This window comes from Pedobacter sp. AK017, from assembly GCF_014200825.1.
GTDB classification, from domain to species: Bacteria; Bacteroidota; Bacteroidia; order Sphingobacteriales; family Sphingobacteriaceae; genus Pedobacter; species Pedobacter heparinus.
The window spans coordinates 14,387-38,939 of record NZ_JACHCW010000018.1 but is presented as its reverse complement, the minus strand read 5'-3'; the positions used below and the strand labels follow the sequence as shown (position 1 = coordinate 38,939).

19 protein-coding genes are annotated in these 24,553 nt (G+C 42.3%); 8 read left to right on the top strand and 11 right to left on the bottom strand.

The window, feature by feature from the left end:
- Positions 1-117: 117 nt before the first annotated feature.
- The 5 genes from HDC92_RS21165 (at position 118) to HDC92_RS21145 (ending at position 4,609) form a co-directional block, all read left to right on the top strand.
- Complete coding sequence (locus HDC92_RS21165) at positions 118-720, top strand: Crp/Fnr family transcriptional regulator (protein WP_183876993.1); 603 nt, start codon at positions 118-120, stop codon at positions 718-720.
- Positions 721-766: 46 nt separating this feature from the next.
- Positions 767-2,335, top strand: a complete 1,569-nt coding sequence (locus HDC92_RS21160; protein WP_183876992.1) for a hypothetical protein — start codon at positions 767-769, stop codon at positions 2,333-2,335.
- A gap of 59 nt (positions 2,336-2,394) precedes the next feature.
- Entirely contained in the window at positions 2,395-2,751 is a 357-nt protein-coding gene (locus tag HDC92_RS21155; protein ID WP_183876991.1) for a hypothetical protein, read from the top strand.
- Positions 2,752-3,215: 464 nt separating this feature from the next.
- Positions 3,216-4,163, top strand: a complete 948-nt coding sequence (locus HDC92_RS21150; protein ID WP_183876990.1) for a hypothetical protein — start codon at positions 3,216-3,218, stop codon at positions 4,161-4,163.
- 38 nt (positions 4,164-4,201) lie between these two features.
- A complete protein-coding gene (locus HDC92_RS21145; protein WP_183876989.1) occupies positions 4,202-4,609 on the top strand; it encodes a hypothetical protein in 408 nt (135 codons plus the stop codon).
- A 23-nt stretch (positions 4,610-4,632) separates the two neighbouring features.
- Here HDC92_RS21145 and HDC92_RS25390 read toward each other — a convergent pair whose 3' ends face one another.
- On the bottom strand, positions 4,633-4,863 hold the full coding sequence (locus tag HDC92_RS25390; protein WP_183876988.1) for a helix-turn-helix domain-containing protein: 231 nt from the start codon (positions 4,861-4,863) through the stop codon (positions 4,633-4,635).
- 558 nt (positions 4,864-5,421) lie between these two features.
- Between HDC92_RS25390 and HDC92_RS21135 the strand changes: the two genes are divergently transcribed.
- Genes HDC92_RS21135 through HDC92_RS21125 form a run of 3 tightly spaced genes read left to right on the top strand, consistent with a single transcriptional unit; the run spans position 5,422 to position 11,121 of the window.
- Positions 5,422-8,403, top strand: a complete 2,982-nt coding sequence (locus HDC92_RS21135) for a SusC/RagA family TonB-linked outer membrane protein (RefSeq protein ID WP_183876987.1) — start codon at positions 5,422-5,424, stop codon at positions 8,401-8,403.
- Between the two features lie 8 nt (positions 8,404-8,411).
- Positions 8,412-9,776, top strand: a complete 1,365-nt coding sequence (locus tag HDC92_RS21130) for a RagB/SusD family nutrient uptake outer membrane protein (RefSeq protein ID WP_183876986.1) — start codon at positions 8,412-8,414, stop codon at positions 9,774-9,776.
- Between the two features lie 19 nt (positions 9,777-9,795).
- Positions 9,796-11,121 carry a TlpA family protein disulfide reductase gene (locus HDC92_RS21125; RefSeq protein ID WP_183876985.1) on the top strand — a complete coding sequence of 442 codons (1,326 nt, stop codon included), beginning with the start codon at positions 9,796-9,798 and terminating at the stop codon, positions 11,119-11,121.
- A gap of 45 nt (positions 11,122-11,166) precedes the next feature.
- Here HDC92_RS21125 and HDC92_RS21120 read toward each other — a convergent pair whose 3' ends face one another.
- The 10 genes from HDC92_RS21120 to HDC92_RS21075 form a co-directional block, all read right to left on the bottom strand.
- Positions 11,167-11,454, bottom strand: a complete 288-nt coding sequence (locus HDC92_RS21120; RefSeq protein ID WP_183876984.1) for a hypothetical protein — start codon at positions 11,452-11,454, stop codon at positions 11,167-11,169.
- A gap of 35 nt (positions 11,455-11,489) precedes the next feature.
- Positions 11,490-11,978 carry a MauE/DoxX family redox-associated membrane protein gene (locus tag HDC92_RS21115; RefSeq protein WP_183876983.1) on the bottom strand — a complete coding sequence of 163 codons (489 nt, stop codon included), beginning with the start codon at positions 11,976-11,978 and terminating at the stop codon, positions 11,490-11,492.
- A 113-nt stretch (positions 11,979-12,091) separates the two neighbouring features.
- Entirely contained in the window at positions 12,092-12,679 is a 588-nt protein-coding gene (locus HDC92_RS21110; RefSeq protein ID WP_183876982.1) for a Crp/Fnr family transcriptional regulator, read from the bottom strand.
- Between the two features lie 181 nt (positions 12,680-12,860).
- Positions 12,861-13,634: an AraC family transcriptional regulator gene (locus tag HDC92_RS21105; protein WP_183876981.1), complete on the bottom strand. Its 774-nt coding sequence runs from the start codon at positions 13,632-13,634 to the stop codon at positions 12,861-12,863.
- A 214-nt stretch (positions 13,635-13,848) separates the two neighbouring features.
- Entirely contained in the window at positions 13,849-15,315 is a 1,467-nt protein-coding gene (locus HDC92_RS21100) for a TlpA family protein disulfide reductase (protein ID WP_183876980.1), read from the bottom strand.
- A gap of 1 nt (position 15,316) precedes the next feature.
- Positions 15,317-16,690, bottom strand: coding sequence for a RagB/SusD family nutrient uptake outer membrane protein (locus HDC92_RS21095; RefSeq protein ID WP_183876979.1), 1,374 nt, complete (start codon positions 16,688-16,690; stop codon positions 15,317-15,319).
- Positions 16,691-16,700: 10 nt separating this feature from the next.
- A complete protein-coding gene (locus tag HDC92_RS21090) occupies positions 16,701-20,258 on the bottom strand; it encodes a SusC/RagA family TonB-linked outer membrane protein (protein ID WP_183876978.1) in 3,558 nt (1,185 codons plus the stop codon).
- Positions 20,259-20,490: 232 nt separating this feature from the next.
- The gene (locus HDC92_RS21085; RefSeq protein WP_183876977.1) at positions 20,491-21,651 is read right to left on the bottom strand and encodes a FecR family protein; all 1,161 of its coding nucleotides are present in this window, start codon (positions 21,649-21,651) and stop codon (positions 20,491-20,493) included.
- 69 nt (positions 21,652-21,720) lie between these two features.
- A complete protein-coding gene (locus tag HDC92_RS21080) occupies positions 21,721-22,302 on the bottom strand; it encodes an RNA polymerase sigma factor (protein ID WP_183876976.1) in 582 nt (193 codons plus the stop codon).
- A 395-nt stretch (positions 22,303-22,697) separates the two neighbouring features.
- On the bottom strand, positions 22,698-24,296 hold the full coding sequence (locus tag HDC92_RS21075; protein WP_183876975.1) for a hypothetical protein: 1,599 nt from the start codon (positions 24,294-24,296) through the stop codon (positions 22,698-22,700).
- Between the last annotated feature and the right edge of the window lie 257 nt (positions 24,297-24,553).

Genomic DNA, 24,553 nt, shown 5'->3' with positions numbered 1-24,553 from the left:
GATGATTCGTAAAGTTTTTTATCTGCTGCGGGATTTGTTATATTTGGTTAATCCCGACAAGGACTAATGTAAATAGCAATAAGGATCGGACGTTTTGATTCAAATCACAATCGTCCAATGAATTTAAACTATTCTTTGTCCCCCGATGAGGTCATCAAGATCCTCACCTTCATCACCCCGCTGAGCGACCGCTTCCAGCAGTACATCATCAAAAGATTGAAGACAAAAAAGTTCGCCAAAAACGAATTCGTACTTGAAGAAGGGCAGGTCTGTCAAAACGTCTATTTTGTATACCAGGGACTATTGCGTTCCCTGTTCTATAACGAAAAAGGACACGAATGTACCGGCTGGTTTGTCCAGAAAGGAGACCTGATGATCTCCGTTTACAGCTATTTCAACCAGGTTCCCGCCGCCGAATCCATCCAGGCACTGGAACCCTCCATCCTGCAGTACCTCAGCTGGCAGGAAATGCAGACCGCCTACAACGACTTCGTGGAAGCTGACAAACTCGGCCGTTTGATCGTAGAAAAATACTACACGCTCAGCGAGGGCCGGAGCATCCTGCTGAGAAATCCGGACCCTACATTCCGCTACAAACTTATGCTGGAAACATACAAAGACATCATGCTCAGGGCAAGCAAAACCCAGGTGGCCAGTTACCTCGGGATAAGCCGCGAAACCCTGAGCCGGCTGCTCAGCGCTGAGATGCTGAGATCCTGATCACAAAATCAACCGAAAAATTATCCTTAAAAATTCTTAAACGAACATGAATACTAAAAAAAGTTCAAAAAACCGGGTAGGTAAGACCCTGGTCAAAACCCTTAAATTGTCCCTTTTCTTTGCCTTGATACTGGGCACCATACCAACAGGATGCGAGAAAGAACGACACGAAACCAACAAAACCGAAAACAAGAACCCAGGCTTAGACCTGCAGCAGGCCAAAGACTGGTACTTGCAGCAGAACAGCCAGGCTGACAGTGTGCTTAGGTCTCTTTTGCCGGATTGGAAAAATGCCAGGCAGCCCGATGGCAAACCGAACACCTGGATCATCCCCCTGCCGGGCACGCCAATTTTCCAGGGCATACACCAGGGAAAAGCAAGTCTTGTTCTGCAAACCGACAGCACAGGTTGCATCCTGCCCAAAATTATAGAAGTCATCCCTGACGCCTATACATTACAGGCCGAAAAAAAAATGGATCGGGGAAAATTCACCGGAAGGATCCTGTTTTATAATAAAAATTACCAGCTGCAAAGCGGCAGGCTCATTTATCAGGGGAAGGCCGTCGGGGAAATCAAAAACAAACCCCTGCCGGCAAAACAGCTTGCCAGCATGAAAAAAGCCTATACCAGCGCCTTACAGGAAAATATCAAAACCGGCCTGCTCACTGCAACCCAAGCATACAATCCAGGTAAAGACAACCAAATCAGCATCCGGCCCATACCAGACCAGCCTGCCGATCATTACAACCCGCAAACCACATACCCCAACAGCACCCCGAACAACCCGGACACAGCTGGCCCGGTTAGCCTCATTCCGGCTCAAACCTCCGGGCTGCAGGAAGTCTGCACCTGGTACGACAGCTTTTACTTTGACGCCTATGGAGTCTTCACCATCCACAGCGAAAAGATCTGCAGCTACGTGTGGGTAGATGATGAAGACGACTGGGACGGATACTACGACCTGCCGGGTTCGCCCGGTAACCCGAACAACCCCGTCCCGCCGCCCAGTAACCTGCCCGCAGAAGATCAGCCTTCCATTAACCCGCAAAAAATGATGGATTGCTTCACAGCCGTCTCAGGCCCGTATGCCAACTACCAGGTCAAAATACACGTACAGGAACCCTTGCCGGGAACCAGCTTTAACATCGGCCCAAACAGTTTCGGCCACGTAGCCATCGAGCTAACCGTAACTAACGGAGGCCAGAGCGTCACCCAGGTCGTCGGCTTTTACCCCACAGGCACAGGACTCGACAAAATGATCAGCTCCTCACGCATCGTCAATAATGCCAATATCGAATACAATGTCAGCGCAACCTTCTACGTCAACCAGTACTACTTTCAGAAGATCACCGATTTCATCAGTCACCCGCCTGAGGGCTACCATTACCTCACCTACAACTGTACCGCATTCGTGTACAACGCCGCAACCCTGGGCGGCATCAGCCTCCCTATGGGCTACACCACGGTAGGCGTATCTGGTCCGGGAGGCGCTACCGTAGCGCAAACACCCGCAGGTCTGGGTTCTGAACTGCGCAATATGAAAGCAAATAATCCTTACCTCAACATCACCACAGGGGGTGGCAGGGCGAGATCAAGTAAAGGCGAATGCAACTAAACCATCACCAACCTACGGAAGACAGAAAAAAACTGAAATTTATCATACAAATACTAATTATGAGTACAACTAAGAACAGACAACAGACAGGCGCAAGAAAAAAAAGGACCATCCTGATCTTTGCCCTTGTCGTTATCATACTTTTCAATACCCCACCGGCGGCATTCTTCCTGCAGCCCGCCTACCACTACCAGACCCGGGACGCCAGCTTCAGCTACAGCGAAGAACCCGGAAAAGGTATGGACTATGAGGTTTTGCAGATCAGGTATGCCGAATACCGCGAAGCAAATAAAAACAAATCAGATCAACAATTACAACTCTACCGCACTTTCAAATTCAAACCCTGGCAGTTCTGGCAGTGGTGGGAAATGATCGTAAGAAATCAAAGGTTCAGGCTCCCTTATCTGGAAAGATAAAAATCAAAAGCCCCGGAGGTTTTCCGGGGCTTTTCATAGTACAATTAGATCCGTAAAAATTTCATCAGCTGATCTCTAAGTCTACTACCAGTAAGCAAAGTTCTGCCTTATACGCTGAGACCACTCGATACTCACGTTAAAAAAATCCAAGATAAAGTCAAGCTTCCATTTAACATTTCTACTCCAGATTTCGTTAATTTTGCCCATAAGCAATACAAATGGCCAAAAGCAATAAAGGTAACTCCGGAAAACCGGGAGTATTCAACGCAAAACAGATTCGGGAAAACTCAGAAAAACTGCTTATAGAGACTTGCGACAATCTTGCTGGCCCTGGACATTTTCTAAAGTTTTCTTCTTACTCCAGAGAGCTGATAATCGCCAATCGGTATGGACCCGTTAAACTCCATGGCACCGGAGACAAAATCCTCGACACCATCTTCCGAAAAAACATGCACGCCACATTTGTGACTAGTGAAATCGGCGCACAGATTCCATTGGACTGCTACCTGAGAGAAGGAATGATGCTGATCCAGTATGTTGAAATGATGACAAGGGAAAACCAGGATATCCATCCAGACCTGGTTACCGCTTTTGAACCTTATTTTCACGACACGGAAATTTACCGCAGTAACCTGAATAAATTGGTCAGCATCCTCCGCCGCATCGCATTGCTGCAATCCTCTTGGAAGGAAACAATTTTCAGCTATGACCTAAACAGTCTTTGTGCAATCAATGGAATAGCCGTTGCAAACTATATCCCCACGACCATCCACCAGCCAGAAACCCTGAGCCTTCCGCTTGACGGCCATAAACGTGAAATATTACGGATAGGCTGGCCAGAAATCCTTGGCGGAGTCAAGTGGATCAGCATTGCGCCTTCTAAGGTCGGGTTTTTCAACAGTAGCATGGCAACCTGCCCTATCTATATACAACGTCACGCATTGAATAGAATCGAAGAACGCCTGGGCCTGCTCGACGGTATCATTCAGGAAGCGATAACAGAATCGCTGCTAGCAGACAATTGTAACTGGCAGCGGTTCAACGAAAAGACGCTCGTTCCTCTTCACATTCTGAACAAAAAAGTCGGATACCTGGTGATTTCTTATAATGACAACAAAATCATCATAAGAAGCTTCCTGTTCCTAACCAATAACGGAACACCAGAGGGAAACCGCCTCAGCAAACTCACCAAGCTAGCCCCTCAGGATAAAAAATACCTGGATATGGATACACTGTCAGGCTTTGCCGGATTTAATTTCTCGTCCGATCCAGAACTTGCCGCACTTTTTCGCCAGTCTGGCTGTGAAGACTTGCTGAAACTTGAAGACCTGTTATTATTCAGTGAACACATGTCAAAGAAAAAAGATCCTAATCAATTAATGAATTACCTTGCTAAACATGAAGTGCTGTAAACTGCAATCAATTCATTTTGATTGCTTACTTTTAATATATGACAAGCCAACGAAGCATCAAAGCAGTTAACCTGCTAGACATCGCCCTCAACGAGTTGAAAGACAGCGGCCCATTTGCAGACGAAACCTCACAACAGCTAAAAAACAGCGAAATAGACAAAAAACTTATCGCGAGAGCTTGGCAGCACCTGGAAAAAGACGGGCTTGCTTACACGGAGAAAAAACAGGATTCACCGAATCACTTTACAAACAGAATTTACATCACGCTCGAAGGAATACTGGCAATCGAAGCTTGCCCATCGATTTACAAAGGAAGGCCCTACAAATGGAAAGAAGTTAAAGCCAATTTAGCAACAACATGGAAAGTTGCTAGTCTAATAGCGGTTATCATCAATGCATTGATTATAATCATCTTCACTTATCTGACTTACATTAAACCAACATAGCTTGCTGGCAAAGTCGAGACTGGCTATTTCCTGAGTTCGAGATTATTAAATAATTCCTTTGAGATCTCATTCATCTCAACCCCAATGGCTAAGGAGATCAAATATAGTTCATGTGCCTTTAGCTGGGTGTCTGAATTGTTGGACAATTGATTTAGTCTAGATGTACTTATACCAGTTTTCCGTGCAACCTCAGCGCGGTTAATTGATTTTTTGTTGAAGTAGATTCCTAAACGAGTTGATTTATCCTGACCCAATGCTATTGTTTTGCAATAAAAATAACCGGTCAGTTCTCTTATAAATAATATATTTGAATATATGTATATATTAGATATATTTGTATATAAAGTATATATAATTGTTTATGACAAATATATGATTCATGACAAAAAAGTAATTTAGCGTTTTACGCTTAAGGATATTAAGCGGCTGCGCACTATAAATCTCGTAACTGGAACCTTGGAAATTTCAAATGAACACGAGAGGATGAGTGACCAAGCCTGCGCCAAATGGCGTGGGCCCACTTGTTCATGTTCAAGGCTTTCCAAGGGCCTCAGTTATGTTCAAGATGGGTTCCACGCCTTTTGTTTTACACCTAACGTTGGTCCCATATTAATTGCAATTAATAACTGTTAATATGAATGCGAATCAACAAGAATCCAAGAACTTCAAATTAATCATCTGCCCACCAGATTAAACTCACTGTCAAACGGGCGGCTGAGCGGTTAATAAATTAGTTATTTATAAAGGCCGCCTGATTTGGCATTTCCAAAAACACACCGCATCAAATATTCAATCAACTAACCATTATTTGTATGAAAAAAACAATACCATTTATTGTAGTGGCCGTGTTATGCCTTTTTTTCAAGACCACGGCGCAGGACATCAAAGTCAGAGGTAGAGTAACGACCCTTCCAGACCACCAGCCACTGCCAGGAGCAACTATCAGAATCAAGGAAACTTCGGGCAGCACTCAAACTGATTCCAAGGGCGGCTTCACCATCAATGCCACAAGAAGTGAAGGCACTTTAACAGCAAGTTACACTGGGTACAAAACCCGGGAGATCAAATATGATGTAACAAGTGGCGAGCTCAACATTGAGCTGGAAGAAAACAAAAGCGACCTCGATGAAGTCGTTGTTATCGGCTATGGACAGACTACCCGGAAACTCAATACAGGAAGCGTGGCCTCCATCTCGGCCAAAGAGATCGAAAGGCAGCCCGTGACCAACGTACTCTCAGCCTTGTCCGGCAGAATGCCAGGGGTGTTTGTTCAAACCACTAACGGACTGCCAGGAGGCAACATCAACATTCAGATCCGGGGAAAAGGATCAATTGCTGCCGGGACAAATCCACTGTACATCGTTGACGGCGTTCCATACGATGGCAATGCGCCTGTGGCTGCAAACCTGCCATTATCAAATAATGTCAGTGGGGCAATTAGTCCCTTGAACAACCTGAACCCGGGTGATATCGAATCGATCACCGTACTCAAAGACGCAGATGCCACATCCATTTATGGCAGCCGGGGCTCCAACGGCGTAGTGCTGATCACTACTAAAAGAGCGATTTCAGGTGCTACTACATTTAATTCCAGTTTAAAACAAGGATTTACCAGCCTCGCCATCAAACCGAGGCTTTTAGGCCTGAAGGACTATCTCGATATTCGCAGAGAGGCCTATGCAAACGAAAACTTAACACCTTCTTCCGATCCCTTATCACCAAATTATGCACCAGACCTAACCATATGGAGCCAAACAGAAGGGACTGATTGGGCAGATTACATTTTCGGCAATACGGCGAACACCACCGATCTGCAGGCCAGGTTATCCGGAGGCCAGGGAAATACCACCTTCTCTGTAAACGGCAATTACCATCATGAGAATACTGTGCTTCCCGGATTTAACAGCTACAAACGTGGAGGGTTAACTTCTCAGTTCAAGCACCGATCACAGAACAATAAACTGAATTTATCAGTCTCCAACCAGTTAACTTATCAACTCAATCAATTATCTAATGTCATAAACGGCGTAAGCAGAAGTTACCTGTCCCCGCCAAACCGCCCGGTATACCTTCCGGACGGCTCTTACAACTGGTACCCGGGTTCAAACATAGAGGCAGAAAAGAATGCCAAAAGCATCACAAAAACCGAGAACACCATTACCAATCTGGAAATCGGATATGCGCTGCTTCCGGTCCTGAATGTAAAGGTCAGCGCCGGACATACGAAAACGTCCTATGACCAATCGCAAATATTTCCGACAAACGCGCTTGCTCCCGGAACAATCAACTATTCCCAGCTGGGCGACAATTTTTCAAACTCCTATATCGTGGAGCCGCAACTGGATTACGCGCTGACCATCGGCAAATCCAAACTGTCTTTTCTTGCTGGAGGAACCCTGCAGAGCCGCATAAACGACAGAATATATATTCAGGCCAGTAATTTTAAGCTCGAAAGTCTAATGGAAGACCTTGGTTCAGCTGGAACCATTGACAGCAGGACGACCAGTTACAGTAACTACAAATTTGCCTCTCTTTTTGGCAGAGTTACCTATAACCTGGACGATACTTATATTATAAATGCAACTTTAAGAAGAGACGGTTCTTCTAAATTCGGACCCGGCAACCGCTTTGGCAATTTCGGGTCGGCAGGCGCAGCATGGATATTCAGCAACTGGTCTGTGGTAAAAAAATCCCTGCCGTTTTTAAGTCATGGCAAACTCCGCGCCAGCTTTGGAAGCACAGGTAATGATCAAATCCCGGACTATGGATACAGTTCTACTTACGGAAGTCCGGGCGCTAATATCTATCAGGATGTTGCCTCCATTCGTCCATCACGCATCAGCAATGCCAACTTTCGCTGGGAAACCACGCGCAAAACAGATATTGCCGTAGAACTGGGCTTCCTGAAGGACCGGATCTACCTGACAGCAAACTACTACAACAACCAAAGTGTCGATCAGCTTGTCCAATATGCCATCCCCCAAATCACCGGCTTCACCGGATATCAGGTCAATTTACCTGCGGTAGTGGTAAACAAAGGATGGGAATTTGCCACAAACATCCGGTTCATCGAATCAAAAGGCCTAAGCTGGACTGGCATCGCCAACCTGACCATTCCTAAAAACAGGCTCAAATCATTTGAAAACCTGGAAACCTCCAGCTACCGGAACACCTATCAGATCGGAGCAGACATCAGCCGCTTTTTTGGATACAAGTTTATGGGAATGAATCCGGCAACGGGCAAAGCGCAGTACGCCGGGCAGGATGGAAATATTTCAAGCAGCCCTTATTCCTTCTTTCCAATCGGCGTACAGACACCTGACTATTACGGAGGCATAGGAACTTCCTTGGCCTATAAAGGCTTTGAGCTGAACGTATTTGCACAATTTGCAAAACAGGAGTCAGCAGGAAGCATCCCAACAGCCCCCGGTTTGCTCAGTAATAATTTTGAATACATTAAAAACAGGTGGTCAGGCTCCAATCCAAGTTCAACAGTCCCACGTGCCTCGGCCTTAAATACAGACTTTTACCTCACAAGTTCCTCCCTCAATATATTTGACACTTCCTATTTAAGGTTAAAAACAATATCACTCACCTACAGCCTGCCCGGTAAAATCCTATCCAGAGCCAAGATCAACAATATGAAAGTGTTTGCCGACGCACAAAATATATTTACCTGGTGGAACAGTGATGCAGCAATCCTCGACCCAGAGTCCGGGGCTGCATCTTCCGCACTCTCCAGGAATTTTCCGGCGCTTAAAACCATTGTTTTCGGACTTCAATTCACTCTATAACCACTATCATGCTTAAAAGATTAACCTATTTTTCAATGTTGCTGATCTTTGCCATCTGCTCGGGTTGCAACAAACTGGTCGAAATTCCTGAGTCTAAAAATCAGGTTGAGTCCAGCATCGTTTTTGCCGATAGCACCCTCGCTTCCTCGGCACTCCTTGGGGCTTATTTTACCATCGGCACATCAAGTTCTTCTGCATACTCCCGGATGAAAAATCTCAGCCTCTATGCTGACGAATACGCATTTACTTCAAGCGCAACCGCACAATTACAATTCTTTCAAAGTCAGCTTTCGGTTGACAATGTCGAAGTATCGGGGCTATGGGGTACATTCTATTCCACCATTTACCAGTGCAACTCCCTGATAGAAGGGATAGACGCTTCTCCTGCCATCTCTGCTAGTGCAAAAAGTAAACTAAAGGCAGAAGCGAAATTCCTGAGGGCACTCTCCAACTTTTACCTGGTCAATTTTTATGACAGAATTCCTTTAATTTTAAGCACCTCGGTAAATGAGAATGCCCGGGTCGAACAAACTGAAGCGACAAAGATCTACGAGCAGATCATCCTGGATTTAAAAACCGCTAAAGACAATTTAAATGCGAGCTACACAGGAACAGGAAAGGTACGGGCCAATAGCCTGACGGCCAGTGCGCTCCTGGCAAGGGTATATTTGTACCTCGGGCGATGGAAAGATGCCGAAACGGAAGCGTCGAACGTCATAAATTCCGGGTTATACCTGCCGCTTCCTAAACTGGAAGATGTATTTTTAGCAGGCAGCAGGGAAACGATCCTGCAGTTCTGGAACCAAAACGGATTCCTCAGTGATGCAGCCCAACTCGTACCTGCATCGTCCACTGTGCTGCCAGGTTATGCGTTAACGACCGGACTATACAAGGCTTTCGATCCCAGCGACGGGAGAAGATCCAAATGGATCGGTACGAATACGGTTTCCGGCGTACCCTATTATTATCCGTCAAAATATAAGAACCGGGTGGCAAGCACGACCAGGCCGGAATACGTGATGGTGTTAAGGCTCAGCGAACAGTACCTGATCCGTGCCGAAGCCCTGGTACGGCAGAATCGCATTGCCGATGCCGCTGCTGACCTCAATACTATTAGGGCAAGGGCGACTGGTCTTGCCCCGTTATCATCCGATATGTCACCGGAAGCATGTCTGGCAGCTGTCGCAAAAGAAAGACAACTGGAGCTTTTTGGAGAGTGGGGAAATCGCTTTCTCGACCTGAAACGCACAGAACAGCTAAATACAGTCATAGGCTCGTTGAAACCAACCTGGAAAGCAACGGCAAAGGCATTCCCGATACCAGTCTCTGAAATTACTTACAATTTTAATTTGAAACAGAATGACGGCTATTAAAAACAAATGTTTGATTATAATGATCTGGCTTATTAATGCAGTTCCTGCATTTTGCCAGCAAAAAGAAATAAGCATCGGAGATACACTTCCAGATGTTGTGATCCGGGGTATTCTGAACCGTCAATTAGACAATGTTCGCCTGAGGAACCTTCACAACAACAAATTGCTGATCGTTGACTTTTGGGGAACGTTCTGTATTCCCTGCATTTCCGAAATGAAATTTTTAGATTCATTGAGTGCAAAACACCCTGATCAGTTTAGCGTTGTAATGGTCACCGCCGAAGACAGCCTTACAGTTAAGAAATTCCTGGCCCGCCCGAATAATAAGGACATCCATACCTCAAACCTGCTGCTGGCAACAAATGACACCCTTCTCCACCAATTCTTTAAACACCGGAGTGTGCCACACAACGTGTGGATTGATAAAAATGGCATAGTCAGGGCAATCACTCAGGGTAATCAGGTGACTAAAGAAAACATCCTGAATTTCGATAGTTCAAATGTTGCAAAGACGCTTAAAGTAAAAAAAGACAACATGACCTTCAATGTCCTGGAGGATTTTACGCTGGGCAACCCGGTTTACACTTACCGATCTATTATAACGCCGTTCATAAGAGGTATAGGAGGAGGATCCACCCACAAGTCCATGTCTGGCAAAACTATGAGCAGCTTCTACTACAACACTACCATTTTACATCATTTTTGGGCGGCATACAGCCATTTCAATCCGCAATTGAGAGAAAATCTGATTGAACTGTATACGGCTGATTCGCTGAAGTTCTTTTTCCCATCTAAAAACAGGAAACACCTGTTGCAAGGCTCAAAGTATAAGGACATGGAAGAATGGAAAGAAGAAAACACTTTTTGTTATGCCCTAAAGCTTCCTCAGTTTGTCCCCGATACAGTCTTCAGGGACTATATGTTTAATGACCTGGAACGCCAATTCCCAGGCGTAAAGGCAACAATAAGGAACAGAAATATCCCATGTACAGTTGTAACCAGGACGGAAAACAAACACATTGACCAATCTGATTGCAACAATAACCCGCAACCGGTCATATACATTAAAGGACGCTCCCTGTTTATCAAGAATTCAAGGATAAAGGATGTTTTAAATTATATATTCGTGACGTTTGGTTCCAAACTGGTGCCCGATCCTTTTGTGACGGAGCTTGGTCCCAGAGAAGATGAATGCTTTAATGCGGAATTAAGATTTGAAGAAGAAAGGGCAAAATCCGGGATCTACCCCGAAATGGTCCTGGAAGAACTCAGAAAACTTGGTTATCATTTTGAAAAGCAGGTAAGGCCGTATCCGATCCTCGTGATAAGGGATCTGGGCATATGAAATTAAGCTTTGGCAGGATTATGCGCCTGCCAAAGCTAAAAATGGCTAAGGCAGCTCTTCGTACCTTACAATCACTGGGTCAGCCTGTGGGTTGGCCAAATCTGTCCCGATAGCACAGATCTCTTCCTCACCTGAACACTCAGTGAAAGGATTTGTCGGAGAAACCTGCGGAGGGGTAGTGGTATCAACACTACCGTCCCTGTTATATTTGACCCAATTGTATGGGGCAAGTTTTTTGCCACTGATGGCATTGGCAATGTCCGAAGCGAAAGCTCCGGTCACGCTGGCAAGTAATGCAACTGCAAGCGCTAGGGTTTTGAAGTTTGTTTTCATCTTTTGTAAAGATTAAAGTTTAAAAAATTGATTGTTTATATACTCCGCGGCGAATATTCTTTGGATAGAGTTTTAAGATACCGTCTGTAGCATAACGGTGCGATCGCGATTAACATAAAAGCAGCATTGAAAACCAGGTGTTCTTTCCAGTTTAGCTTTGAAATCACCCCTCCACAGGAGCAGGGCAGTTCCAGCCCGCTGAGCAGCATACCGGCAATATAGATCTGGAATAACAGCAACAAAAAGAATGAAGCGATCAAGCCACGCTTTCTCCAAATGTCTGTAAGTAGCATTCCTACGATGGTAAACTCTGTCAAAGGAACCAGTACAGCCAGCAGAGTTGCCGCATTTTTCATAAAAGGCATTGGAGCAGCCTTCATGGTCATTACGAAACGCTGGTATTCAGTTAATTTTGAAGCTGCGGCGTATCCGAAAAGAAGGATTAATAAAACGGCGGAAAAGAAAGTAAGGATGTCAGCGATTCTCGCTTGCTTTAATTCACGTTCGATAATCTGAAGTTTCATAACAGGGATATTTGATTGCTGCTAATATCTGAAGCAAACCAGCCCGAAAGATTCCACATCCGCGGAATACTAAACGGCAGATGTGGAATTGTTATTTTAAAGGCCAAAAAATGCTATTTCCTTCCGGAATACCGGTCCAGGCCTTTGTCCCTGATCCCGATAAAACTGGCAATATGTTTATGGTTCAAGGTGGCCAGTGCCTTTGGATGGGCAGCGATGAACTGGTCATAACGCTGCTGGTTACTGAGCGCCGCCAGGTCAAAAGCATATTTTTTAAGCAGCTTCAGGTAATAATCGCGGATCATTTCTGACAGCTTATATGCAAGGGGAAAGTCTTTTACGAACTCCAAAAAATCGGCACGTTCGATATACACCAACACACCATCCTCCATCGCCTCGATATGGCATTCTGTTGGCTCTTCGCTGAAAAAGCCAGGGTTGGTATAAATAAAATCATACATGAACCACATCCAGGTTGTCTCCTCCTGCATGGTCGAGGGGTGTATCATAACTTCCCTTGCCGACCCGCTAATAACAAAGGGAACGAAGGTTGGAACCACACCTTTTGGAATGATTAATTCTCCTCTTTTCACCCGCAGTTCACGCAGCAAAGGCCGCAGTTTTAAAATGAATTCCGGGTCTATCGGCCGGAACCTGCTCATTCTGGTAATCAGAATATTAAACGATTCATCTGAAATCATAAGTAATTGTTTAGGACGTTGAACAAAACAAAAAAGCGGAGGTATAATAGTACCCCCGCTAACTAATGTAAATGGCTATAAAGAACGAACGTCATGATTAACGGTTAATAAATTAGTTAAACATAAGTTCCAAAGTTCTTTATGTCACCATCTGGATCATTACCTGATTTTACTTAAAAACTTACAAACTGGAATTATAAGCCCTGTATTCCAAAGGGGTCATGCTGGTGGCGCGTTTAAAGAAATTGGAGAAATGGCTGTCCGTTTTAAAGCCCAGGTCAAGGGCGATTTCTTTTACAGACTTTGAAGTATTGGCCAGTTCGGACTGTGCAGCTGACAATCGCGCGAGCCCGACCAGAGGCAGAATGCTTCGGCCTTTAACTTTGCGGCAGATATTATTGAGTTGCTGAAGCGTTAGTCCAGAAGCATCGGCATAAAAAGTATCCGGCTGCTCTTCCCTGAAATGAGCCTGGATAAGTCTATCGATCTGCACATATTGCTGATCTACCCAAGAATTCAGTTTTAAATCATTAAATCTGTCAAACTGCATTCCGGCATGTAGCAGCATGGTATCCAGGATGGGCTGCATCATCAATGCCGGACTGTTTTTACTGATCAGAATCTGAAGGTCAACGGCGTACTGGTTAAAGCGGATCAGCATCTGGTAGTCCATTTTAATAAAACCCTGTGATGCTATCCGGGTAAAAAGGAGCATGTCTTTTGCCTGAGGAAAGTGGGACAAAAAATCCCGGTAGAGGTTATCTTTAAACAATACAATCCACCCGTCTGTCAGGTTGAATTGTTTAATTGCTTCTTTTAGACCAGCGTGTAAAAAAACCATACCACGGCCATTGTCTACCCAGAAAAGCCGGTAGTACAAAGCATTGGAAACTTCAAGAAATTCGTTTTTATAAAATACGGATAGACGTAGGACGATTAGTGAGAGGTGAAGCATTAAACAATAGGTAGATAAGGGACATGAGTTGGTTAATTATTATATCTGATTATTTTACTGAATTTTTGTTTTCCGGACAAAAATAGGATTCTCGCATTTCATAAGATTGGACTTTTTGGTTGATTACTTGGACGTTTTAAATTATCTTTCAAAGTAGTAAATGGCAGGAAATCCATCCTGCCATTAAACTTATTATTAAAACTAACCTTCAGGTTCAATGAACCTGAGAAGATCTTAATGCAGAACTCTTTACTTGTTTCAAAGCCGTTTCTATTTTAGCTGCCATGTCTGCCCCCTTATCATTCCTTGGATCGTTAGGTTTTGCCATGAGTTTTCCATCCTTATCAATGAGTTTAAATGTTGGCGCTCCCTGAGCCTGGTAATTTTCAATTACCGGATGTGCCATTCCTTCAGCCCCTGTGTTTAGGTTCAAAACCTTCGGAGTTGTTATCTTCGAGCTGTATAAACCGGTAGCAATACTTTTTAGCCAACTGGCTTTTCTTTTATCCGTGTTAATACTGATGAAAACGACATCTTTATCCTTAAAAACCTTCCGCAGACTATCCACGTATGGATGCGCATCAATACAATTTTTGCATCCGGTAAACCAAAAATCAAGCAGCACGACCTTGCCTTTAAATTCAGAGAGACTCCTCATTTTTCCGTTCTGGTCTGCCAATGTAAAATTGTATGCAGGCACACCAGTTACAAACTTACTTTTGAATTGTCGAAGTTCACGAATGTACAGCGGATTCCTAAACCAAGTTAAAGCATCGTCAAGTAAATCCCTAAGGTCTGTTTTCCCACTGATAGATGACTCGATCAACTCAAAAAGAATCCGTTCCCGTGGTTCGCCTGAATACTTATTCTTGAAATAGTCGTAGCAATTAGCTAAGTCGTAGTTGAGTCCTGATTTCAAGAGATAGTCAAACCGATAATGCTGAAGCAAAAAATATATGTAGCCCGGAGAGTATTTAAAAGCTGGACTGTCTTTAAATTTATCTTCTTCTGTGTCGTTCCAAATCGGATTATGATAACTGGTAAACACAAGCTTCCTATCAGCCTCTGTCAATAAATTATATTGAACTAATGATAGTTTCATTCCCCCAAATCGAGCAATGGTTTCCATTCTCAAATTATCGAACGCATTCTTTGACATATGCTGCCTAATTTCATCAATGATCTTCAAACTTTCATTGGTCAGGGAATCGATTCTTTTAAAATAGGATAAAATATCCTGACCATTGTTAAAACGACCCGCAGACTGCCATAATCCCAAAATTCTGTTAGTACATTTAAGCTTCACGTGCCCCCGGCCTTCAAAACTAAACTCATTATTGGCAATCCTTGTAATTATTGAGTCTCCAGGTTCCGCAAGAAAATTAAATCCCTTCACTGCTCCGTCTGGAGATACATAATATACATCGAGTTGCCGCGGATGAAAATACTGATTCGATTTATATCCTAAAAAAGTCGCTTTTGGACTCCATCGAATACCTTGCGTGAATCCGTCTCTCTTAATCCCCATGCTATCTTTAAAAGTGAAAAATATAGAATCCTTCTCATTCTGGTGGTCAAATTTGAATTGAAAAGAAAAGTCATGAATTTTTCCCTCTTGAGCGCTTGTGTCTTTTGTTATCAATATGATACCAAAAAGAATTATAAATGGTAATTTGTCCATGCTAGCGCTCGTTCTGTTGAATACCACTTAATTGTATCTCCTGATCAGGGATTGGAAATGTATATCTCCTGTCGTTAGCTGACAAAATATAATTTTGGCCCCTGTAAGTCCGGGTTAACGTTGTCGCAAATCGAGGATCAGAATTCAATCGTCTTAAATCTGACCATCTTATGCCTCGGAAGCATAGTTCTTTTCTTCTTTCAAGTAATATTAGTCTGAGTGCTTCATCATCATTCGCCGCTATTTTCGGTAGAAACTCCCCGGTTTTGTACCTGTTAATCAGTAAATCGTTTAGATCCTTTATTGCGTCATCCTTTCTTCCTACCCGTGCAAAGGCCTCTGCTCTTATCAAATAAATCTCGTCCAATGCGATTCCACAATATGTGCCATTGTTTTTTAAGTCATACTGCCCCTTAAATCTGAATCCACCGTTATAGTGTACGAAGAACATTGTCTTGCGCAAATCATCGTTGTCGTAAAGATCATACAATTCCTGGTTGACAATTGCCCTTGTAAGACCTGTTATGTAAGAAGGTTGAATTGTTGCATGAAAGAGGTTTTCTGGCAAATATCCTGTAGTCTGATCTGTGAAGGTATACATTGGGCTAACTAGATGATTATAATTCATCAAGCCGTTGCTTAATTCTATGCATTTACTACTATTTACAATTGCCTCCGTAAAATTGCTCATTATTAGATTTGTTCTAGCCAAAAGACCATAAGCAGCAGCACTCGACGGTTGCGTTGGAAAAGACATTTTCTGATCCCCTAATAGATTGATAGCTTCCGCTAGATCTTTTTTAATCTGATTGATACAATCATCTTGTGTTGACCTAGTTGATTTTATATTAAGATCCGAATTCAACCGTATTGGTATTCCCAATGGATTGGATGTATTTGGATTATATGGGTTACTAAACAATTCCATCAATTGATAAAATGCCAATGCTCTAAAAAACAGAGCACTTCCCTTTATCCTATTATATTTATTTTTATCACTGGTAGATAAATTTTTTAAACCGTCCAAAACTACATTTGAATAGTAAATTCTGATGTAATTTAAACTCCAAGCGTCATCATTGGGCATGTTGTATATATTCTTTGCCCAGAGATAACTATTACGACTCACTGCCAAATCACCATCCAGATTATCATCTAAAGTCGTAAATTCTTCTCCAGCAATATATCCAAGGTTGGGATAGGTCGTATTAAAATAATCTTCATTATTTAACAATAATTCAAAATCGACTAACTTTGTCGGCACGATTAGAGCGTCATTTGGCTTTGCATTCAAAAAGTCATCCTGTTTCTTACAACCTGTAGAGAAACAAAGGAAAATTAGAATGACGATAAGTATAATATTGAAATCTTTCATGGTTTTATAATTAAAAAGTAGCTTTTATGCCAATAGCGAATGTTTTCTGTAAGGGAAAGGTGTCGGCATTACGTCCATAGTATAAATCAGGATCAAGACCATCTTTATTAGCTTTCCAAAGCAACCCGACATTATTGATATAACTGTAGACGGTCAATGATTCGAAAGGCAATTTATTCTTCGCATTTCTACTTAGTTCGTAACTAAGCATAATATCTTGAAGCCTTATGTGATCCCCTTTCAATACAAGTTCGGAAGACCGGGTATAAAAGAGGTCCCTTAATTCATCAACCGGCGGATATTGTAAAGATGGCACATTTGTCGACATCTCGTCACCAGGATTTTGCCATCTTTTATAATAGTCCTGATGAGCGATACCATAATTGAACAAGCTTGAATATTGTACTGATGATTTAAAGAAATAGTAATCAAACTTGTAAACTAAGTTGAATGATAGCGCAAGCTGTTTGTAACTAAAAGTATTTTTTAAGGATCCGAAAGAAGTAGGGCGAGAAGTCCCATGAAATTTAAGATTTTCAAATGGAACATTTAATATGTTTTGATAATCATTGCTAATTTCGCCATTGACATAACCCCGGGGATCACCTGTTTGTGGATCAAGCCCAGCAGATGGATAACTATAGACAGAAAATACAGGTTTACCTTCGACTGGATAAATATATCCACCCACCGCTCCAGATTCAATTGCTCCACCATTTGTGGGCTCATTATAATAGTCAACCACTTTATCTAACGCATAACTGTATAACAAATCTGTCGCCCATTTAAAACTGTCAGATTTGATATTATTGCTTGTCAATACAATATCCCATCCCCGACCTTCCGTACTCGCCGTATTACCGAAAAAGCTTGAAAAGCCTGTTGATGGCGCAAGGGCAGATGTAGCGAAAAGATCTACAGATCGTTTTTGATAAAACTCAATGCTTCCTGTAAGTATTTGATTTTTAAAGCTGAAATCATAGCCAATATTCAACATTTTTACTTTCTCCCACCTCAACTCAGGGTTTCCAGGCGTATTTACTTGTGAATACACTAGGCCGTTATACCAAGACCCACTTTGCTGTCTAAGTGTTGTCAATGCTGCGGCGCTCTTGTTTACGTTCCCATTATAACCATAAGTGACTCTTAGTTTTGATTGAGATAACAATTTTGAAGGAAAGAAATTCTCCCTACTCATATCCCAAGACACTCCAACTGAATAGAGTGGAACTGATTTCTGGTTAGTATTTACGCCAAAAAGATTTGATTTGTCAATTCTTCCGCTCAGTGAAACTATATACTTAGAGAAATAAGAATAAGAAGCATTACCAAAATATGAAACATACCTGTCAGTAATTCTATAAAATGATAAGTTGCTAGGAATCTGAGCGGTTTGTCCAAAGGACGGAATAAAGGGATACTGATTTACAAAATCTACGTTTTGAAAAGTTTTATTCTCTTTATTATAACCATATGTTAAGACGTTGTCATTTTCGTTAATCACATTGCTGACCTCAGTACCAAATATTGCTGTCAAATTGTGATTGTTGTTAAAATCATGGGCATAGTTCAATTGTCCCCGGAATCTATTTGAATTCGTCACATTATTACCTTTGTATAAAATACCTCCGATGGGAACCGGATTCCTTGGACTACCATTTACATTAGTAAATCTATTAATGATATTCCTAGCATAATAACTGTCAATGCTGTTATAATTCTCATGTATGTTTATGGATCGTTGATATGCATATTTGATTTCCGCACTAAAACCATCCAGGAAACGATAAGAGGTTCCTAATGATACTCTGGCGTCAGACAGTTTTTCCTTATTGTCCGCCAATCTCAATTCATCTAAGGGTCTAAAGTTCCAATCCAATAATCCCTCTTGACTCGTCGGATCTGCTAACCAAAGTGGATTGAGGTCTTTTGTGATTGGCAATGCATTATTACCCTCATCAGAAAACCGAACATATGGATAGCTTCTTCCACCAGCGAAATATTTGGTATCATTTAAAACGGTATTAATGTTTTCATTGGTTTGTATGAAATTTACAAGGCTGGACAATTGCCAATCTTTATTTAAAGAATAATTATAATTAGCATTTAGGGTATAACGGTCGTTTGTGTTGCCGACCAGATTACTTTTATTATTGTCATAACCTAGTGAGAAAGCAAAGTTGCTGTTTGTTGTACCACCTCTAATATTTGCATTATACTGCTGGTTAACATTTTTCTGGTAGAAGTATTTAAGTAAGCCATCTCGTCTGTCAACTTTTCTTAAGTCATCGATCTGTTTTGAAGCTTCCGAAGCCGAAATTGAACCGGCATCTCTTCTAGCAAGTATAGCTATCACAGGCGAAATAGGCTGTGCTGCGTCTAAAATTTCATCATCATAATAACCTTTGTTGTACATTTCTAGTTCCAAGTCAATGAAATCTGTGGTATTGATGTAATTAGGAGAATACCAAAGATTTGGCTTTTCGGCAATCGTCAAATTTGTATTAATCTCAGCTGTAGTCTTCTGATTGAGCTTTCCCTTTTTGGTAGTAATTACAATGACTCCATTACCTGATCTTGATCCCCAAATGGAAGCTGCTGCAGCATCCTTCAGCACTGTAATAGACTCAACATCATTAGGATTGATATTTTGTATCCTTCCGTCATAGGGAAAATTATCCACAACTATTAAAGGTTGGGCATCTGAAAACAAGGTACTGTATCCTCTTATACTGATATCTGTAACTCCTTGTGAGGCGGCTCCGGTATTCCTATTAAAAAGTAAGCCAGGCACAACTCCTTCCAATCTACTCAACACATCCGTGCTGACCCTCCTGTTAAATAGCTTGTTATCTACCTGTGCAAATGATCCAGTAGCTCTTTCTTTCGGCAAAGTCTGATATCCCGTATTTACTTCAACATTTACTTCTTCCAGATCGCTACTGCCCATTTCCATTTTTATATCCCCAATTTCTTTTGCAGCTTTAACCTCTCTGGTCTTATACCCCACATAACTAATCTCCAACACTGCATCCTCGTCCACATTCTGTATAAAGAATACACCATCATTATTAGTCGTTACAGACCTGTTCGTTCCTTTAACTCTAACAGTCGCCCCGGCAAGCGGCTGTCCGTTTTCATCTAAGACTTTTCCCCGTACGTCAATTGCCTGGAACCGGGCAATCAATCTTTCTAAAAAAGACGGTTCATCACGCTTTTTAATGTTTATTTCTTTCTCCCCGACTTCAAAGGTCAGCGGCAGCCCTTTTAGCACCCTAGTCATAGCTTCCTCAACGGTTGCCCCGCTGAGCTTCACACTGACCTTCTCGTCTTTAGAAATGATTTTGCTATCATAGAACACGTCATACCCGCTTTGTTTCCTGATCTCTTTGAGAACAGAACTCAAGGGTACATCGTGCTGGTTCATAGTGATACGCTGGCCGAATGTCGATGCAGTGACCTGCAAGAGAGATATTATTAATATGACAGTGGTTAATCGCATAATCAGCCATATTTTGCGGTATAACGCATGCGCTATACCTGATTTTTTGGTAAAAAATTGATACATTTAGGTTTCGGTTTGGTTCTGTGCGGCTTGCCTCCGACCTGAGAATTGTTGGCCTGCCGCGGTTAAACAGTTGATTTATTTTAATTGTCCAAACACAAACCAGGGGTGCTTCACTCCTGGTTTGCTTTTTTATCGGTTATTTCTGCTGATATTCATCCTCCTTCTGATGGTTAACGTCCTGACTTCTTGTTGTTTGGTGTATACAAAGGGAGATGAATTTTCTTTTTGGGCCTTATCGAGATACATACACTTTCCTTCCTTCCACTTTAAAATGTACCAGCCCTGATTTTTCTATAAATTTCAATATGCCGGAAAGGTTTTTGTCCCTGGAGATCCAGCCCCCGGTTTCCAGGTCAAGCGGAACGGAATCATCATAAATAACCTCCACGTCGTACCACCTGGCAATCTTCCGCATCGCCATGCGGAAATTAATTCGCTCTAGGTTAAAATCACCTTCTTTCCAGTCTGTAATATTCTCGATGTCGGCGGTACTGATCTTAACAGCTATCCCGTTGTTGAGCGCCATTTGTCCGGGTTTAAGCAGATGTCTGCCTTTACCGGAAGTGATGCTTACCGAGCCTTCTGCCAGTGCAGTGGCCACAACCTGTTCATCAGGGTACGCATTGACGTTAAAGTGGGTTCCAAGTACTTCGATTTCCTGTTTGTCTGTCTCCACTATAAAAGGATGCGCTTTGTCCCTAGAAATTTCAAAATACGCCTCGCCTGTGAGCTTAACCCTCCGCTCTCCACGCTCATTTAGAGCGGTAGCATAGATTAAACTTGAAGCAGCGTTCATCCAGACTTTTGATTTGTCAGGTAAGGATAAAATATAGGTTTCGCCTTTAGCGGTGGTTAAGGTGTTAATTTTATTCTTGGAACTACCATCATTAGATGCGGCACTGTAAACAACTTGGCCATCTGCGGATTTGCTGATCGTCAGTCCTGCTTCCTTAGCAAGTTCACCATTTGAGGCATCAGATAATTTTATCTTTTTGCCGTTAGCCAAAGTTAAGGTAGCTCCCTTTTTTCCAGGGGTGATGTCATTGGCATAGGCAACAATTGCGGGTTCAGTCTTTTGCTGATTTTTATAAAAGAACAAGCCAGCACCAAATATGACGGTAGCAACTGCAGCAGCTATGGCAATTTTCCTCCACCTGTAATTAAATAAAGGAACCGCGGGCTTTTCGATAGCCTCGATTCCCATGTCAATGTTCGATTTCAGATAATCTTCAATATCACTGAGTTGCTCTGGGTTTATCCCATTAAGCGGCTTAGGCGCATCATCAAATAGTTTCCAGTAGGCTTCAAGCAATTCTACCTCTTCAGCAGAAGCAGTATGGTCCAGATATTTTCCTACCAGGTCCAACAGTTGATTTCTATGCAATTTTGACATTTTCCTTTGGTCTATATCCATATAGTCTAAAGAACTGAGGGGGCGTACTAGTCAGGAAGGAAAAATATTTTAATTTTTCAGGAGCATCAGGATAGTACAAGCAGTTATTGTAACGCCGAGAGAATTTTTCAGGCTGTTGGTAGCGGTGAGCAGGTGGTTCTGAACCGTATTTTGTGAGATCTTCAGGATCTCGCTGATCTCTTTGGTGGAAAGGTCATCCATGAAACGCATCTTAAATATCTCCCTGCGCTTTTCCGGCTGCATTTTCAGCCACTCTTCAATATGCCCCTTTAACTCTTTTAAATTGAACAGTGAATCTGCCTGAAGGTAAGATTCGGCCATATGGTCAAGCGGCTCTTCAAAAACAGGGGCTTTTTTATTTTTCCGGTAAAGGCTAAATACCTGGAAACGGACTGCTGTGCTGAGATAACCAGAAAGATTAACAATTTCACGTTCTGATCTTTTAGTCCAGAGATTAATAAATAAGTCCTGTACAAGTTCCTGGCAGACTTCTGCATCCCTCAATTTACCATACGCATCATTGTAGCATTTTTTCCAGTAGCGGGCATAGATCTCATCAAATGCATCCTTGTCATTTTGTTTTACAAGGCTGGTCAGTTCCAGATCAGTAAGAGTGCTGCGCGCGGCCATGAATACAGTTAGTTATTTCCCTCTATTAAATTTACGGAAGATTACGTCAAATATCTAAAATATTTCAAGAATAGATACATAAACAGCTCATTTTGGTTATGTAAACTTAATTGATGGAATGAACCTAATTTGAGCTATCTATCCTTTTAAGTTTTTAATCGAAAGACGGAATATTAACAGCTCAGTTATGGCTACAAAACTCTCGTTGATTTCTGGTTATCATAAGAAAGGTCTGTCTTCTTCAAAAAACTTCCTTTATATTTTATGGATACGGCAGGCGGTCAAACTGAGGAGTCTCTCTGCTTATCAAGTTTATATACGACGATACCCATCCAGCCTATGATGCAAACAATTTCTAATATCTCGAACAAATTGGGGAGCTGGAATGATTGGTATCAATTTGAAACATAACTGTCCATGTATCCCTGTAGCTCCTCATCCATTCCCGTATGATAGTCTAGCTTGCACTCGTCAAGCGCAGACAAATTAAACGCTCTGTGCTGACCGTCGATCCTGCAATATACTTTCAGAACCTGCCAGATTTCTTTACCCCTGCGGTTAGGAACAAGTCGGTAAACCAGATTCTCCAACTCTTCCACTTGAAATATTGCTAGCGGCCTGACGTCAAGATGGGTATGCTTTATCCTGAGCAGCTCCCATTTTTTAGCAAATGCGATTTTCATTGTAGGAAATTCGTAGATCGGGTCGTTCAATACGCACACCGGATATATCGTCAGCCGTCTCCCTTTCTCAAGCTTCCGGTCAAATTTTTCTTGGAGTAGGTCTAACTGACTAATAACGTTATCTAGCTGTGTTAAATTTTTAAAAAACGTATCTTCTCCGTTTGAATACAGACCCTCAATTGTACCCGAATACCTGTCCTCATCATTCAGATTACCCTGCTTGAATTCCGCGATGACCAGTTTCCGGTTCTCCCTCGCATAATAATCTATCATCTCTTTTTCTCCATCTCCGGAAATGTAGACGAGTTGATCCAGGGATAGCGGTGCGGGATGCCGCAGGAAAGAAAATACCATATTGAACAGCTCTGCGCAGTACTGTTCAAAAAAACGGCCTATTTTAGAAAAGTATACCTCGGCTGCAATTTTGGGTTTCGCCTTTTTAACACAACTGAACCAAAATTCATAAACAAACTGATAATAGATCTTTCCGACAAAAAATGCTTTGTCCAGAATGACAAATTCATTTGCGGAGACTTGATATACCGGGGAGATCCGAACTGAAGTTAGTTTTTGCACATCTCTACCGCTGTTAGAACTGGCAGCAAGTTTTTTAAAAATTGGATATTCGGGATCCTCAGCATCAATTGACACTGCGGAGCTTTCAATAAGACCCCAGCGTAAGTAAAAACCAAGGTACTGCTCAACACTGCAGGAATATTCCCTTTTAAAATAACCTTTGACCAGCTCGAGGTATGTCGGATCTTCCATTAAGAAGCGGATCAGGCGAACCCCCTTGATGCAACATGTAAATGCATTGTAATCCGGAATATTATTTGCAGGTAACAGTGATGCATTGAATTCCTCCAATGTAGAATCATCTTTGAGGTTCTCGGCTTTGAAATACAGCCCGTTTAGACACAGCAGGTAGTTAAATACATCAATCGTAAATTGTTCATAGACTACCTCGTCAACCGCACCGTCTGGCAGATTTGACAGCAGAATTTCCTCCATTGCGTACAAAATTGTTTCTCTCGAATAAGCTACGACCAGAGCACCTTGAGGTGGTTTTAAGGCATCGATAACCCCTGCTAAAAATTTAGGCGAGAGAACGAACATCTCTAAATACTTCAAATGCGTGGCTTCTTCATTGCTGTCTAACAGCGCATGCAAATATTCATCAGCTTTTCCTGAAAGAAAGGAAAGGCGTTGAAGCAATTGATTTTTAGGATATTTCGAAATTAGGTCGAAATAATCTTCCGGAACTTCAGCTTTATATACTGTTTTGAAATCTAAGGAAATTACTACTACCATGCCATAACGCTGCTCAAAAATGTTTTGAAAGATGCGATTTTAATTTAAGATATGGCGGGTTTTTCCTATATCCAACTGATGCGCTGCATGCCATGCGAAAATTAACTGTTAATAAAGCGGATCACCGTGACAGATAAAGTAAATGTAGACGAAGGGGCCATATCGGAAGCCCGGGAAGCTGTCGGCGATGACTAGGAGAAGATCAACGAATACCTGATCAATAACCGGGGCTTATAGTACGACGATAAAGGGTTAAA

Bases quoted from the DNA above. Each gene is read 5' to 3' on its own strand.
- HDC92_RS21165 (WP_183876993.1), top strand. From the start codon at position 118: ATGAATTTAAACTATTCTTTGTCCCCCGATGAGGTCATCAAGATCCTC.
- HDC92_RS21160 (WP_183876992.1), top strand. From the start codon at position 767: ATGAATACTAAAAAAAGTTCAAAAAACCGGGTAGGTAAGACCCTGGTC.
- HDC92_RS21155 (WP_183876991.1), top strand. From the start codon at position 2,395: ATGAGTACAACTAAGAACAGACAACAGACAGGCGCAAGAAAAAAAAGG.
- HDC92_RS21145 (WP_183876989.1), top strand. From the start codon at position 4,202: ATGACAAGCCAACGAAGCATCAAAGCAGTTAACCTGCTAGACATCGCC.
- HDC92_RS21135 (WP_183876987.1), top strand. From the start codon at position 5,422: ATGAAAAAAACAATACCATTTATTGTAGTGGCCGTGTTATGCCTTTTT.
- HDC92_RS21130 (WP_183876986.1), top strand. From the start codon at position 8,412: ATGCTTAAAAGATTAACCTATTTTTCAATGTTGCTGATCTTTGCCATC.
- HDC92_RS21125 (WP_183876985.1), top strand. From the start codon at position 9,796: ATGATCTGGCTTATTAATGCAGTTCCTGCATTTTGCCAGCAAAAAGAA.
- HDC92_RS21120 (WP_183876984.1), bottom strand. From the start codon at position 11,454: ATGAAAACAAACTTCAAAACCCTAGCGCTTGCAGTTGCATTACTTGCC.
- HDC92_RS21115 (WP_183876983.1), bottom strand. From the start codon at position 11,978: ATGAAACTTCAGATTATCGAACGTGAATTAAAGCAAGCGAGAATCGCT.
- HDC92_RS21110 (WP_183876982.1), bottom strand. From the start codon at position 12,679: ATGATTTCAGATGAATCGTTTAATATTCTGATTACCAGAATGAGCAGG.
- HDC92_RS21105 (WP_183876981.1), bottom strand. From the start codon at position 13,634: ATGCTTCACCTCTCACTAATCGTCCTACGTCTATCCGTATTTTATAAA.
- HDC92_RS21100 (WP_183876980.1), bottom strand. From the start codon at position 15,315: ATGGACAAATTACCATTTATAATTCTTTTTGGTATCATATTGATAACA.
- HDC92_RS21095 (WP_183876979.1), bottom strand. From the start codon at position 16,690: ATGAAAGATTTCAATATTATACTTATCGTCATTCTAATTTTCCTTTGT.
- HDC92_RS21090 (WP_183876978.1), bottom strand. From the start codon at position 20,258: ATGTATCAATTTTTTACCAAAAAATCAGGTATAGCGCATGCGTTATAC.
- HDC92_RS21085 (WP_183876977.1), bottom strand. From the start codon at position 21,651: ATGTCAAAATTGCATAGAAATCAACTGTTGGACCTGGTAGGAAAATAT.
- HDC92_RS21080 (WP_183876976.1), bottom strand. From the start codon at position 22,302: ATGGCCGCGCGCAGCACTCTTACTGATCTGGAACTGACCAGCCTTGTA.
- HDC92_RS21075 (WP_183876975.1), bottom strand. From the start codon at position 24,296: ATGGTAGTAGTAATTTCCTTAGATTTCAAAACAGTATATAAAGCTGAA.